This is a genomic window from Amycolatopsis sp. NPDC031561 (genome assembly GCF_055580625.1).
On the sequence record NZ_JBVILA010000001.1, the window covers coordinates 292,894 to 307,033 of the forward strand.

14 protein-coding genes are annotated in these 14,140 nt (G+C 68.7%); 10 read left to right on the top strand and 4 right to left on the bottom strand.

Annotation, left to right across the window (positions count from 1 at the left end):
- Positions 1-6: 6 nt before the first annotated feature.
- Complete coding sequence (locus ACZ5IK_RS01430) at positions 7-1,908, bottom strand: ABC transporter ATP-binding protein (protein ID WP_465486068.1); 1,902 nt, start codon at positions 1,906-1,908, stop codon at positions 7-9.
- Positions 1,909-2,108: 200 nt separating this feature from the next.
- On the opposite strand from ACZ5IK_RS01430, the gene ACZ5IK_RS01435 reads away from it, so the two are divergent.
- Genes ACZ5IK_RS01435 through ACZ5IK_RS01450 form a run of 4 tightly spaced genes read left to right on the top strand, consistent with a single transcriptional unit; the run spans position 2,109 to position 7,226 of the window.
- A complete protein-coding gene (locus ACZ5IK_RS01435) occupies positions 2,109-2,546 on the top strand; it encodes a hypothetical protein (RefSeq protein WP_465486069.1) in 438 nt (145 codons plus the stop codon).
- 32 nt (positions 2,547-2,578) lie between these two features.
- The gene (gene boxC, locus ACZ5IK_RS01440; RefSeq protein WP_465486070.1) at positions 2,579-4,171 is read left to right on the top strand and encodes a 2,3-epoxybenzoyl-CoA dihydrolase; all 1,593 of its coding nucleotides are present in this window, start codon (positions 2,579-2,581) and stop codon (positions 4,169-4,171) included.
- 6 nt (positions 4,172-4,177) lie between these two features.
- Positions 4,178-5,599, top strand: coding sequence for a benzoyl-CoA 2,3-epoxidase subunit BoxB (boxB, locus tag ACZ5IK_RS01445; RefSeq protein ID WP_465486071.1), 1,422 nt, complete (start codon positions 4,178-4,180; stop codon positions 5,597-5,599).
- Positions 5,600-5,618: 19 nt separating this feature from the next.
- On the top strand, positions 5,619-7,226 hold the full coding sequence (locus ACZ5IK_RS01450; protein ID WP_465486072.1) for a benzoate-CoA ligase family protein: 1,608 nt from the start codon (positions 5,619-5,621) through the stop codon (positions 7,224-7,226).
- A gap of 106 nt (positions 7,227-7,332) precedes the next feature.
- Here ACZ5IK_RS01450 and ACZ5IK_RS01455 read toward each other — a convergent pair whose 3' ends face one another.
- Complete coding sequence (locus tag ACZ5IK_RS01455; RefSeq protein WP_465486073.1) at positions 7,333-7,782, bottom strand: MarR family winged helix-turn-helix transcriptional regulator; 450 nt, start codon at positions 7,780-7,782, stop codon at positions 7,333-7,335.
- A 99-nt stretch (positions 7,783-7,881) separates the two neighbouring features.
- On the opposite strand from ACZ5IK_RS01455, the gene ACZ5IK_RS01460 reads away from it, so the two are divergent.
- From ACZ5IK_RS01460 to ACZ5IK_RS01475, 4 genes are read left to right on the top strand one after another with little or no spacing between them, the layout of a single operon-like run.
- Positions 7,882-8,841: a ring-cleaving dioxygenase gene (locus tag ACZ5IK_RS01460; protein ID WP_465486074.1), complete on the top strand. Its 960-nt coding sequence runs from the start codon at positions 7,882-7,884 to the stop codon at positions 8,839-8,841.
- Entirely contained in the window at positions 8,838-9,443 is a 606-nt protein-coding gene (locus ACZ5IK_RS01465) for an alpha/beta hydrolase (RefSeq protein WP_465486075.1), read from the top strand. The genes ACZ5IK_RS01460 and ACZ5IK_RS01465 overlap by 4 nt, the downstream gene beginning before the upstream one ends.
- Positions 9,444-9,479: 36 nt before the next feature.
- Positions 9,480-10,628, top strand: coding sequence for a dipeptidase (locus tag ACZ5IK_RS01470; RefSeq protein WP_465486076.1), 1,149 nt, complete (start codon positions 9,480-9,482; stop codon positions 10,626-10,628).
- Positions 10,629-10,666: 38 nt separating this feature from the next.
- On the top strand, positions 10,667-11,032 hold the full coding sequence (locus ACZ5IK_RS01475; protein WP_101610972.1) for a LapA family protein: 366 nt from the start codon (positions 10,667-10,669) through the stop codon (positions 11,030-11,032).
- A gap of 6 nt (positions 11,033-11,038) precedes the next feature.
- On the opposite strand, the gene ACZ5IK_RS01480 is transcribed toward ACZ5IK_RS01475, so the two are convergent.
- On the bottom strand, positions 11,039-11,962 hold the full coding sequence (locus tag ACZ5IK_RS01480; protein WP_465486077.1) for an AraC family transcriptional regulator: 924 nt from the start codon (positions 11,960-11,962) through the stop codon (positions 11,039-11,041).
- A gap of 82 nt (positions 11,963-12,044) precedes the next feature.
- Between ACZ5IK_RS01480 and ACZ5IK_RS01485 the strand changes: the two genes are divergently transcribed.
- Positions 12,045-12,443 (top strand): pyridoxamine 5'-phosphate oxidase family protein, encoded by a 399-nt coding sequence (locus tag ACZ5IK_RS01485; RefSeq protein ID WP_465486078.1) that lies wholly within the window; start codon positions 12,045-12,047, stop codon positions 12,441-12,443.
- Here the strand turns inward: ACZ5IK_RS01485 and ACZ5IK_RS01490 are convergent.
- Entirely contained in the window at positions 12,406-13,266 is an 861-nt protein-coding gene (locus ACZ5IK_RS01490) for a maleylpyruvate isomerase family mycothiol-dependent enzyme (protein ID WP_465486079.1), read from the bottom strand. The two genes, ACZ5IK_RS01485 and ACZ5IK_RS01490, sit on opposite strands and share 38 nt — an antisense overlap.
- 88 nt (positions 13,267-13,354) lie before the next feature.
- On the opposite strand from ACZ5IK_RS01490, the gene ACZ5IK_RS01495 reads away from it, so the two are divergent.
- On the top strand, positions 13,355-14,137 hold the full coding sequence (locus tag ACZ5IK_RS01495) for an Abi-alpha family protein (protein WP_465486080.1): 783 nt from the start codon (positions 13,355-13,357) through the stop codon (positions 14,135-14,137).
- Positions 14,138-14,140 lie beyond the last annotated feature (3 nt).

The window sequence follows — 14,140 nt, forward strand, 5'->3', positions numbered from 1 at the left end:
GTGTGACTACTCACCGCGATACGCGCGAGCCTGGATTTCGTAGAGCTCGTGATAGAGACCCCCTTCCCCGATGAGTTCGGCGTGGGTGCCCTGTTCGATCAGCCGTCCTTTCTCCAGTACCAGGATCCGGTCCGCCGAGCGGATGTTGGCCAGCCGGTGGGTCACCAGGATCGTCGTGCGCCTGCCCACCCCGGACACGCTCGCGTGCCGCAGCCCGGCGAAGACCCGCGCCTCGGCCTTCGCGTCGAGCGCGGCCGTCGGCTCGTCGGCGACGAGGACGGCGGCGTCACGGTAGATCCCGCGGGCGATGCCCATCCGCTGCCATTGCCCGCCCGAGAGGTCCTGGCCGTCGTTGAACTTCTTGGACAGCACCGTTTTCTCCTTGGCGGGCAGGGATTCGATCACCTCGTCGGCGCCGGAGGAGGTGATCGCGTCGTGCCAGGCGGCGCGTTCCGGGTCTTCCCGGCCCAGCCTGCCGACGGTCACGTTGTGTTCCGCGGTCATCGGCCATTCGGCGGGGTCCTGCGCGATCACGGCGATGTTCGCGTGCACCGACTCGTGATCGGCGTCCGCGAGATCGACGTCGTCCCAGAAGACCTTCCCCGCCGAGGGCGGATACAGCCCGGTGAGCAGTTTGCCCAGCGTGGTCTTGCCCGAGCCGTTCTCGCCGACGAGGGCGATCACCTCGCCGCGCCGGATGGTCAGCGAAACCTCGCGCAGCGCGGGGTTTTCCTGGCCGGGGTAGGTGAAACTGACGTTCTCCAGCCGGATCTCCGCCGGATCCGGCGGTGCGACGACCCCGTCCTTGACCGGGCTGCGTTTTACGGATTCCCGAAGCAGCCGCTGGAAGAAGGCGATGTAGAACGACTCCTCGTACATCGCGTTCACCGCGCGCATCGTGACGGACAGCGAATTCGACGCCGTCCGCATGGCGAGCGCGGCCGTCCCGGCGAGGGCGAGTTCCATCTGCCCGCTGTAGAGCAGGAGACCGAGCACCAGATACGCGATCGCGGTGCCCACCCCGGCCGCCGCTCGCCCGGTCAGCCGGACCAGGTTGCTGCGATGCGCGAGCCGGACCTCCTCGCGCATCAGGCTTTCGGTGATCCGCCGGTACTCCTGGAGCAGCGGCTCCTGCAGCGTGAGCGCGTGCCGTTCGAGGGCGAAGGAGCGCCAGGTGGCCACCTCTTCGACGATCCTCTTCCGGATGTTCCGGCCGACGGTGTCGAGATAATGCCGGTAGTTCAGCCGCGCGACCTTGGCCGCCGCCCAGCCGTCGGCCGCCGCCGCGAGCAGCAGCACCGGCGCGAGCCACGGATTCAGCAGGCCCGCCGCCACCAGCGCGGCGATCAGCGAGATCAGCGCCGACGTCAGATCCGCGATCCAGCGCAGGCTCATCTCGATCGACCGGACCCCGTCCCGCGCGCCCTGCCTGGCCAGCTCCCGGAAATCGGCGTCCTCGAAGGCCAGCAACCGGACCCTGACCATGGCGGCGGTGACCTCGTCGCCCGCCGAGGTCACCACCCGCGGCCGGAGCGTGCCCTCGACCGCGGCCACCGCCGTGTCCAGCAGCGCGCGCAAGGCGTACGAGCCGATGACGATCGCCAGCGCGGGCAGCGATTCCAGCACCCTGTCCGGGGTCGGCCCGTTCTCCAGCAGGGCGGTGAACACGTTCGCCGTCGCCAGCAGGCCGAACGCCGTGACACAACCGGAAAGAACGTGGACGACGCCGGCGAGCAGGGTCAGCCGCGCCGACGTCCGCCAGGCCAGCCGCAGCACGATCGCCACGGCGGACGGGAGCGCGCGGATGGCCTTGACCATCCCCGCGTCGGCCACGGCCTCGTCGGGCGTGGCCCACTCGGGCATCTTCAGGTTCTCGACCCCGATCAGGGGCACGGTGGCTTCGGGCACTCCTCCTTCTCTACGCGCCCCCACCGACATTTCCGAGAGCCGAAGGCGAGGTACCGAGCCACTCACGACCACCTGTACCGACCGGGTGCCGGAGGGCCGCCACCACACGCGACAGGGCGGGACGAAAGTCCCCTTCAGCTCCCCACCACCATGAGCTACGCTCTCGCTAGAGCGATCTATCAAATCGCAAGGGGGCGAACATGGAAGCTCTTCGGGACCGGGGACTCACCGCGCTGCGGCTGATCCTCGCCTTCGCGCTGTTGTCCACCACGCTGCACTACGCGCACAACGTGATCAGGGCGGCCGACTACCCGCAGATCGAGGGCATCCCGGTCGGCGTCGCCGCCACTTTGGTCGCCGTCGCGTACGTCGTCCTGACCGCGATCGGCCTGCTCGGTTACCGCGACTACCGGCGCGGACGCTACTGGCGGGCACTCGCGTTCCTGATGGTCTACTCGCTGTCCGGGCTGGCGAGTCTCGGTCACTTCCTCGTGGCCGTGCCGCAGATCCCGGCCTTCTGGTTCGCCACGATCTACACCGACACCGTGTCGGCGCTGCTGCTGTGGGGCTTCGTGACCTGGGCGGCGGCGAAGCTCAACCGGGTGACCGCGCCTGACCAACTTTCTACACAACATTGACGTTGATCAATTCAATGTAGACAATCGGAAGAGTGACGCGGACCACAACGGTGACGTTCGAACGTCATCCCGGCGGCTACCGGCACTGGAAACTGTCCACCGACGGCGACGTCGCGTGGCTCGAACTCGATGTCGACGCCGACGGGGGTCTCGTACCGGGTTACGAGCTCAAGCTCAACTCGTACGACCTCGGCGTCGACATCGAGTTGTACGACGCGACGCAACGCCTGCGGTTCGAGCACCCCGAGGTCCGCGTGGTCATCGTGACCAGTGCGAAGGACAACGTCTTCTGCGCCGGGGCGAACATCCGCATGCTGGCGTCGTCGTCGCACGAGTGGAAGGTGAACTTCTGCAAGTTCACCAACGAGACGCGCAACGCCATGGAGGACGCCACCGCGCACTGCGGCCAGCTGTACGTCGCCGCGGTCAACGGCACCTGTGCCGGCGGCGGCTACGAGATCGCGCTGGCCTGCGAAAAGATCCTGCTGGTCGACGACAACTCCTCGACCGTCGCGCTGCCGGAGGTGCCGCTCCTCGGCGTCCTTCCCGGCACCGGCGGGCTCACCAGGGTCGTCGACAAACGCGGCGTCCGGCGGGATCTCGCCGACGTCTTCGCCACCCGTCCTGACGGGGTGAAGGGGCGGACGGCCGTCGACTGGCGGCTCGTCGACGAACTCGTGCCGCGGCAGGGGTTCCGCGAAGCCGTCTTGGCCAGGGCCAAGGAACTCGCGCGGACGAGCGAGCGGCTCGACGGCGAAGGCGTCGAGCTGACTCCGCTCACCCATCGCTACGTCGACATTTCACTGAGCCCGGCCGAAGCGACCATCACCGTCAAGGGGCCCGAAGGCGACAACGGCTGGTTACTGGACGTCACCCGCGAACTGGACGACGCGATCCTTCGCCTGCGTGCCAACGAACCCGAGCTCGGCACGTGGGTGCTCCGCACCGAGGGCGATCCCGCGAAGGTCCTCGAACACGAACGCGCCGTGTTCGACGCGAAAGACTGTCTGAGCAACGAAATCGTCCACTACTGGAAGCGGACGCTGAAACGGCTCGACGTCACCAGCCGCAGTCTCATCGCGCTCATCGAACCCGGCAGCTGCTTCGCCGGGCTCCTGCTGGAACTCGCGCTCGCCGCGGACCGGCAGTACATCCTGGACGGCCCGCCGATCGACGACGAAGACAGTGAAGAACGCGCGTCGATCATGTTGTCCGAGGCCAACTTCGGCCGGTTCCCGATGGGCAACGGCCTGTCCCGCCTCGAGTCCCGGTTCTTCGGCGACCCGGGCCACGTCACGAGACTCGAGGACGAGCGCGGCAAACCGCTGAGCCCGGCGGAGGCGAACGACCTCGGCCTGGTCACCGACGCCCCGGACGACCTCGACTGGGAGGACGAGATCCGGATCGCGCTGGAAGGCCGGGCTTCGCTCAGCCCGGACGCCCTGAGCGGGATGGAGGCGAACCACCGGTTCGTCGGCCCCGAGACACTGGAAAGCAAGATCTTCGGCCGTCTGGCCGCCTGGCAGAACTGGATCTTCACTCGTCCGAACGCATCCGGTCCCGAAGGCGCTTTGCGTCGTTACGGTACTGGTCAGAAGGCCGTCTTCGACAGGAAGCGGGTTTGAAAACCCATGTCCACCAAGATCGATTACGACGCCAAGATCCCCAACAACGTCGATCTTTCCGGTGATCGGCGGCTTCAGCGGGCGCTGGAGGGCTGGCAGCCGAAGTTCCTGGACTGGTGGGGCGAGATGGGCCCCACGCTGCGGACCGAAGGGGTGTACCTGCGCACCGCGGTCAGCGTCGGCCGGGACGGCTGGGCGCATTTCGACCACGTCAACGTGCCCGACTACCGGTGGGGGATCTTCCTCGCGGAGCGGGATCCGGACCGGGTGATCACGTTCGGCGAGCACCAGGGCGAACCGGTCTGGCAGCAGGTCCCCGGCGAGTACCGCGCCGACCTGCAGCGGCTCATCGTCATCCAGGGCGACACCGAACCCGCGTCGGTCGAGCAGCAGAAACTCCTGGGGCTCACCGCGCCGAGCCTTTACGATCTGCGGAACCTCTTCCAGGTCAACGTCGAAGAAGGCCGTCACCTGTGGGCGATGGTGTATCTGCTGCACGCCTACTTCGGCCGGGAAGGCCGCGACGAAGCGGAAGGTCTCCTGCTCCGGAATTCCGGAAGTCCGGACGCCCCGCGCATCCTCGGCGCCTTCAACGAAGAGACCGCGGATTGGCTCGCCTTCTACATGTTCACCTATTTCACCGACCGCGATGGCAAATACCAGCTCGGCACCCTCAAGGAAAGCGGCTTCGACCCGCTTTCCCGCACTTGTGAATTCATGCTCAAGGAAGAGGCGCACCACATGTTCGTCGGCACCACCGGGGTCGACCGGGTGGTCACCCGCAGTGCCGAACTGATCCGCGAGCACGACACCTTCGACATCGCCGGGCACGGCGGGATCCCCCTGGAGGTCATCCAGCGTTACCTCAACTTCCACTACACCGTCTCGCTCGACCTGTTCGGCAGCGAGACCTCGACCAACGCGGCGAACTACTACACCGCCGGGCTGAAAGGCCGCTGGCAGGAGACCCGCCGCAAGGACGACCACAAGCTCACCGACGCCGCCGGAACGCTGCCCCGGCCGAGGGCCGACGGCACCTGGGGGACCGACGAACTGCAGGCCATCCTGCTGCTGAACCTCGACCTGCGGGACGAGTACCGCGCCGACTGCCAGACCGGGGTCAACCGCTGGAACAAGCTTCTGGACGAGGCCGGAATCGACTTCCGATTCGTCCTCCCGCACCCTGGATTCAATCGCGAAGTCGGCATAAACTCCGGCCACCATGTGACGCCCGACGGCACCGTTGTCGACGAGCGGACGTGGCTGGCCGGCAAACGCAAGTGGCTGCCCACTCCCGAAGACCTGACCTTCGTCCGATCGCTGATGCACCCGGTGTACGAGCGAGGAAAGATCGCGAGCTGGGTGGCGCCGCCACGTCAGGGCATCAATGGGAAACCGTTCGATTACGAATACGTTTACCTGAGCTGAGCCGATTGAAGGTGCGCCCGTGACCGCTGCCGCTACCGGGTTCAACGCGGCGAGCTACCTGCTCGACCGGCATCTCGCGGAAGGGCACGGGGCGAAGGACGCGGTCGTTTCCCCGCGGCGGAGTCTCACCTACGCCGGGCTCGCGGCCGAAACCCGCCGGGTCGCGGCGGGACTGAAGGCGATCGGCGTCCGGCCCGAGGAGCGGGTCCTGTTCTGCATGGTCGACGACGTCGAGCTGCTCACCGGGATCCTCGGCGCGATGCTGGCCGGAGCGGTCGCGGTGCCGGTGTCGACCATGGTCACCGGGCTGGACCTCGGCAAGGTGCTGGCCGATTCGCGGGCCAGGGTCCTGTGCGTTTCCGGCGAGTTCGCCGCGCAGGCGACGATCGCGCTCGGGCTGGCGCCGGAGGTCACCGACGTCGTGCTGGACAGGGCCAAGGCCGCCGAGCTGCCGTCCGGGGTCCGCGCGCACGACTGGAGCGAACTGTCCACAGTGGACGAGCACGGTTTCGAACCGGCGCCGACCTGGGAGGACTCGCCCGCGCTCTGGCTGTACACCTCGGGGACGACGGGGAAGCCCAAGGGCGCGATGCACCGGCACGCCGGTATCCGCGCGGTCTGCGAGACGTACGCGCGCGACGTGCTGGACACCGGCCCGAACGACAGGTTTCTTTCCGTCCCGAAGCTGTTCTTCGCGTACGGCCTCGGGAATTCGGCGTTCTTCCCGCTCGCGGCGGGCGGCACCGCGCTGCTCGAACCGGCGAGACCGACCCCGGGGCTGATCGCCGCCAGGGCCCGCGCGGAGCGGCCGACGTTGTTCTTCGCCGTCCCGACCTTCTACGCGGCGCTGCTCGCCAGCGACATCCCGGACGACACGTTCGCCTCGGTGCGCCAGGCGGTTTCGGCGGGGGAGCCCCTGCCCGCCGTGCTGTACGAACGGTTCCGCGATCGGTTCGGCGTCGAGATCATCGACGGGATCGGCTCGACGGAGGCGTTGCACATCTTCCTGTCCAACCGGCCGCGTCAGGTGCGCGCGGGCAGCACCGGGGTGCCGGTGCCCGGCTACGAGGTCGCCCTGCGCGACGAACACGGCGCGCCCGTGCCGGACGGGCAGCCCGGTGAACTGTTCGTCGCCGGGCCGTCGATCGCGACCGGATACTGGGCGCGGTACGAGACGACGAAGCAGGTCTTCCAGGGCGAATGGCTGCGGACGGGCGACAGTTTCGTGCGCAACGCCGACGGGAGCTACACCTGTCTCGGGCGCTTCAACGACATGCTGAAACCCGGCGGGATCTGGGTGTCTCCCGCCGAGGTCGAGGACAGGCTGCTGCAGCATCCGGCGGTCGCCGAGGTCGCGGTCGTGGCCGCCTTCGACGCCGACGGCATCGAGAAACCGGTCGCGTGCGTGGTCGGCGTTCCCGGCGAGCGGCTGGACGCGGACGAGCTGATCGACTTCTGCCGGTCCGGGCTGGCGTCGTTCAAACGGCCGCGAGGCATCGTCGAGCTGGGCGAACTGCCGAAGACGGCGACCGGGAAGATCCGGCGCAACGTCATCCGCGAACTCGTGCGGGACATGTACGAGGTCCGGGCCTACCAACCAGACCCCGCCTCCCCCCTACCCGGCTGACGCTTCCCGCTCCCCCTCGCCAAGTGTCATGAAAGGGGCTTTCAGGACGAAATATGTCTTGAAAGCCCCTTTCATGACGCTTCGAGGGCGCGGCTAGAGCGGGGTTTCAGGACCCGTTGACCGACCGCAAGGTGCGCATGGCCTCGGCGAGACCCTGCGCGTCGTCACCCAGCGGAGCCAGGACGATGCGCCGCAGGATCTCCGCGCACGCCTCCCGGGCCTGCTGCGCGACGTCGAGACCGTGCTCGGTGAGCGCCGCGAACGTGACGCGGCGATCGTCCGGGCTGGGCACGCGGCAGATCAGGTCCGCGGCCACCAGCCGGTCCGCGACCTTGGTGAACCCGCCGCTGGACAACGCCGCCTCGACGGCCAGCCGCGTCATCGGCATCCGGTGCTCCGGTGATCGCACGAGCCGCAGCAGGATGTCGAACGACGCCGGCGCCAGGCCGAATCTTTCGGCGATCTCACCCATCAGCTTGTTCTGCGTGGCCAGGTAGCCCTCAATCACCAGGCCCCACCACGTGACCACTTCGTCGTCGTTCGGTTCCGTTGTCACGCGGGCGAGGGTACACCAGGAACTCTTCCAGGAATATATCTTGCGCGCGAGAGGTTTTCGGGATAGCTTGAGTTCACCGGACCTCGGAGGAGGGGCACCATGTCGATCAAGACTTCGGGCCTGCACCACGTCACCGCCATCGGTGGCGATCCCCAGCGCAACGCGGACTTCTACACCCGGGCCCTCGGCCTGCGGCTGGTGAAGACCACCGTGAACTTCGACGACCCCGGCACGTACCACCTCTACTACGGCGACCAGTCCGGCAAGCCCGGCTCGCTGATGACGTTCTTCCCGTGGAAGGACGCGCCGAAGGGCCGTCACGGCACCGGACAGGCGACCACGACGTCGTTCTCCGTGCCGGAGGCGTCGCTCGGGTGGTGGAAGCAGCACCTCGCCGAGAGCCGCGTCGAAACGAGCCAGATCCGCAACTCCGACGGCGAGGAGACGCTCACCTTCGTCGACCCGGACGGACTGAAGCTCGCGCTCGTCGCGCATCCGCAGGGCGACCCGCGCGACCCGTGGGACACGAAGCTCGTCCCCGCCGAACACGCCATCCGCGGCCTGCACTCCGTCACGCTTTCGGTGTCCAAAGAGGACGCGACGGCCGGGATGCTGACCGACGGTCTCGGCCTGGCCTTCGAGCACCAGGAGGGCAACCGCCTGCGGTTCTCCGCCGGTGAAGGCGGCCCCGGGGCACTCGTCGACGTCCTCGTGACGCCGGACGCCCCGCGCGGGCTGGTGGCGGCGGGCACCGTGCACCACGTCGCGTGGCGCGCGCCGGACGAGGCGACCCAGGCCGCGTGGCGCGACGAACTGATCGACGACGGCGTGAACGTGACGTCCATTTTGGACCGCCAGTACTTCCGCTCGATCTACTTCCGCGAGCCGGGCGGCACCCTGCTCGAAGTCGCGACCGACGAGCCAGGGTTCGCGATCGACGAGCCGCTGCTCGAACTCGGCCGCGCGCTGAAGCTGCCGCCGTGGCTGGAGCCGAAGCGCGAGGACATCGAGGCGATGCTGCCGAAGCTGGACCTCCCGAGCGAGAACAACCCGCGATGAGCACCTTGGACCACAAGTACGTCGAAGGGTCGCCGGACGAGCCGGTGCTGCTGCTCCTGCACGGCACCGGCGGCGGACCGGACGATCTCGTGCCGCTCGCCCGTCAGCTCAGCCCTGCCTCGGCGCTGCTCGCGCCGGCCGGGCCGGTGTCGGAACACGGTGCGGCACGGTGGTTTCGGCGGCTGGCGGAAGGCGTTTTCGATCACGAGGACGTCGTCTTCCGCGCGAACCAGCTGGCCGACTTCGTGGTCGCCTCGCGCGAACGGTACGGCCTGGGTGACCGGCGCTTGGTCGCCATCGGGTTCTCCAACGGCGCCAACATCGCCGCCGCGGTGACCCTGCTGCGTCCGGACGCCGTCGGAGAGGCCGCGCTGTTCGCGGCGATGTCTCCGCTCCCGTCGCCACCACGCCACGATCTGTCCGGTACGCGGGTCTTCCTGTCGAACGGCGAGCAGGATCCGATGGCGCCGTTGGCGTCGGCGGAGGCGCTCGTCCGCGAGCTGCGCGAGCGCTCCGCGGACGTCGTCGCCCACCGCCATCCCGGCGGGCACCAGGTGACGGGCAACGGTTTGGTCGCGGCCGCGGGGTGGCTCAACCCGTAGCGGTGAGAGCAAAGTAGCCGAACGTAACATCGGCGGATGACTAACGGTGACCTCGTCCGGGCCCAGGCCCTGCTCGAAACGGCGCTCCTCGCGGACGGGCACAACGACCTGCCATGGGAGCTGCGGGTCACGACCGGGCCGGATCCGGTCCAGGCCGTGGCGGGCACGGATCTCACGGTCCGCCAGCCGCATCTGCACACCGATTTCCCGAAGCTCGCCGAAGGCAGGCTCGGGATGCAGTTCTGGTCCGTTTACGTGCCCTGCCAGTTCGAAGGGCACAGTGCCGTCACCGCGGTTCTCGAACAGATCGAGATCGTGCACCAGATGATCGAGCGGTACCCGGACAGGCTGGCCTTCGCCGACACCGCCGATCAGGCCGAGGCCGCCTTCCGCGACGGCAAGATCGCGTCGCTGCTCGGCGCCGAAGGTGGCCACAGCATCGCCGAATCCCTTGGCGTGCTGAGGATCCTGCGCCGTCTCGGCGTCCGCTACATGACGTTGACGCACAACTACAACACCACCTGGGCCGACTCCGCCACCGACGAACCCGCGCACGACGGGCTCACCGAGTTCGGCCGTGACGTCGTCCGCGAGATGAACAAGATCGGCATGCTGGTCGACCTCTCGCACGTCGCGCCGAGCACGATGCGCGCCGCGCTGGAGGTCAGTTCCGCGCCGGTGATCTTCAGCCACTCCTCGTGCGTCGCGGTCAACGACCACGCCCGCAACATCCCCGACGACGTCCTGGAAACCCTGGCCGCGAAGGACGGCGTCGCGATGGTGACGTTCGTGCCGGGCTTCATCTCGCCGAAGGTCGCCGAATGGGACGACCGGCTGCGCCAGGACATGGACGCCGCGGGCAAGGACTACCGGAACATCGACCAGCGCGCGAAGTTCACCGCCGAGCGCGGCGGCCCCGAGAAGCCGAAGGCGGGCATCGACGACGTCGTCGCGCACATCGAGCACGCGCGTGAAGTGGCCGGTGTCGACCACATCGGCCTCGGCGGCGACTACGACGGAGTCGCGACACTGCCCGAAGGCCTCGAAGACGTTTCGAAGTACCCGGTGCTGTTCGCCGCGCTGATGGAACGCGGCTGGAGCGACGAGGACTGCGCGAAGCTGGCCGGGAAGAACACCTTGCGCGTCCTGCGCGCGGCGGACGAGGTCACCCGTTCGGACGCTTGAGGGCGCGATCAAGACGACTTCGGCGGACACTGTCCTGCATGACTCAGCCGCAGGAAGGTGCCGCCGAGGTTCCGGTCGAGCCCGTCTCACCGCCCGAAGCCGCTGGCGGCGCGCGCCACAGCGGTAAGTTCGACGCCGGCCCGAAACTCAAGCGCACGCGGGTGAGCGGCACCTGGATCGCCGTCATCGTGGCGCTGATCCTGCTGGTGTTCCTGCTCGTGTTCATCTTGCAGAACCAGGACACCGCCACCGTCCACTTCCTCGGCATGTCCGGCAGCATGCCGCTGGCCGTCGCGATGCTGTTCTCGGTGATCGCCGGCGGCGCCGTGGTCGCGCTCGTCGGCGGTGCCCGGATCCTGCAGTTGCGCAAGCAGGCCAAAAAGTCCCGCCATCAGCTCCGCTGACGTCTGTCAGAGGACAGCGCCGCGCCGGAACTCGCTGGGGTTGACGCCCCGGACCCGTTTGAACGCCGCGCTGAAGCCGAACGGGTCGGAGTAGCCGACGGTGCGGGCGATATCGGAAATGGTCGTGGATTCCTTGCCCGCCAAGAGATCCGCCGCGAGGGTCATCCGCCAGCGGGTGAGGTAGGTCAGCGGCGGCTCACCGACCAGGTCGGCGAACCGCTTGGCCAGCGTCGACCGTGAGACCCCGGTCCGCCCGGCCAGCGAGCCGACCGTCCATGGTGCCGCCGGTTCCGCGTGCAGCAGGCGCAGCGCGTCGCCGACCACCGGATCCCGCTGGGCCGCCCACCACGCCGGGGGTTCGCCGCCGGGCCGGTCGAACCATTCGCGCAGGGAACAGACCAGCATCCAGTCCAGCAACCGGTCGAGGACCACCTGCTGACCGGGCGCGTCGACGGCGACTTCGGCGGCGAGATGGTCCAGCACGGGATCGCCCGCGCCCCCGGCGTCCACGCGCACCACGACGGGCAACGCGTCCAGCAGCGGGCGGCCGATCTCGCCGCCGACCGGATACGCGCCGACGATCAAGGTCGTCTCGCCGCCGGGCTCGTCGGCCCAGCCGAGGCGGTGCCGGGTCCCGCCCTGTTCGGGCGTCGCGCAGTGCTCGCCGCACGCGACCGGCTCGGCCGGGGTGCCGACCTCGTCGACGAAGGTGAAAGTCCCGGGACCGCGCACGATGATCGTCTCGCCCGCGCGAAGCGGCTCGGGCGGAGCGTCTTCGGGCACGACCCAGCCCGCCCCGGTGAGGACGGCGCACAGGGTCAGCGGTGCGCCGTCCACGAAGTGCAGCGACCACGGCGGTGACAGGGCCGAACTGCCGAACAACGAGCCGTGGGACCGCACCCCGCGGATCAGGTCACTGAACACGTCCACGCCACCGACGTTAGACGAATACACAGGCGATCCGGCTTTTCGCCTATGGGCACGTCCAGGACGGGCGTGTTGAATCGAGCTCATGTTGACCGCCGAAGACCTCGAATTCCTCCGCCGTCCCCTGCACGGGTTCCTGACCGTGGCCGACGGGCCGGTCCGGCCGGTCTGGTTCGAAGCCACCGGCGAGGGCACGATCCAGTTGTTCACGCCCCAGGACTCACCCAAGGTGCGGCGGCTGGACGGCGATCCCCGTGCCTCGATCATCGTGGCCGCGCCGGTGGGCGAGCGCGAACGCTGGGTCTCCGTCACCGGCCGCGTCACCGTGGAGCCCGACGGGGCGCATGAGCTGGCCGCCCGCCTCGGCGCCCGCTATTGGGACCTCGACGACCCGGCACACTCCGGGGAGCTCGCCGGGATCCAGGAGTTGGATCTCGTCCGGCTCGTCATCCACTCGGAGAAGGTCGGCCGTTACTCGATGTGATGATCGACGTCATCCCGAGCACGGTGGCGCAAACGTTTTCGTCACCCTTGGCGGTGACCCGGTCCCGGTCCGCCGGGTTCCGGGCGCACAGCCGCCAGAAGGTGTCCGCGTCCGTCGTCACCGAGGCCAGCGGCGCGCGTGACGTCGGCGCGACGCGATCGAGCGACCAGCCGTCCGCGGTCCGCTGCGCCGTCCACTTGCCGCCACCCTGGCCGGTGACGGTGTAGACGACCTGACGTCCCGTCCGCGCCTTGACGTCACGCAGCGTGTGCGGCAGCGCCCGGACGAAGGTGTCGACCACCGGCCCGCGGAAGTCCCGCTCGTCGAGCGTGCGGGCACCGACGGCCTCACGGATCTGCTGCTGGTGCACCCAGAACTCGGTGTACTCGCGGGCGACGTCGAGCCAGACCGGCGCCGGTTCGTCCCCGGCCCAGCTCACCGGCTCACCGAGCGCGTCGAGGTCGGCGCGGCCCCACATTTCGGCGAGCTGCGAGGTGCTGTCCACCAGCATCGCGAACAGCACTTCAGGTGACAGCCGACGGCACGCGACCACCCATTCGTCGTTGATCCGGTCGATGAACTTCGCGAACCGTTCGCTCTCGCGGGGCGCCGTCGTCCGGTAGCCGTCGCGATCGCGCGACAGCCTGCCGAGCTTGCCGCCCAGGATGTGGGCGGCGAGATCGTGCACCGTCCAGCCCGCGCAGACCGTCGGTGCGGCCCACTGCTCCGCGTCGAGACCAGTGAGGACGTCGAGCAAGGCTTGCTCTTCCCGCGCGAACAGCGGGAGGACGTCGATCGGCGGACCCCAGCGCGTGAAGCTCATGTATTCATCCAAACACTCGCGTCGATCACAATTTCGGCCGTTCGGCCTACTCGCAGGTAGCATCAGCGCGAACGTGAGGGGAGTGCCCGTGAGCAACGATCGACCCGCCGGTGACGACCTGGCCGCTTTCGCCAAACGCGCGGGGCAGCTGGCGGGCTGGGCGGCCCGCACGGGCATGGAATTCACCCGCAAACTCCCCGGCGTCGACCTCGCGGAACAGGTCATCAAGCAGGGTGAGCGGCAGTTGCTTTCGGAGCTGCGCCGCCGTCTCGACGAGGTCGACGACCCGTACCACGCCGCGCTCACCGCCGCGTCCGCGATGAACCGGCCCGACGCCAACGGCTCGCGCCCGGTCGAAGCGACCATCACCCTCGTGCACACGCGTGCCCACCTCGAACCGCTCCGCGCGGCGATGGCCGAACTGCTCAACCACTCGATCGGCTTCGGCCGCGAGCGGGCTCGCGAGTACCTCTACGCGATCATCCTGCGGCAGCTGACACCGGACGAAGCCCGCATCCTCTCCGCACTTTCCGACGGCTCGCCGTTCCCCGCCGTCGACGTCGCCGAGCGGACCAACCTCGGTGGCGCCGGGCGGTTCGTGCTCCGCAACGCCTCCACCGTCGGCAAGGCCGCCGGGGTTTCGCTGCCGGACCAGGTGCCCGGCTACCTCACCAGGCTGATCGGGCTCGGCCTGGTCGAGCTGGACGAAGAGGTGCCCTCGCTGGAGACGCAGTACGAGATCCTGCTGACCGACGAGACCGTCCGCGAGGCGGAGAAGTCGGTCAAGCGGGCCAAGTTCGTCAAGCGCACCGTCCACATTTCCCGGCTCGGCGCCCAGTTCTGGCAGGCCTGCGACCCGAGCGCCGGCTGACCC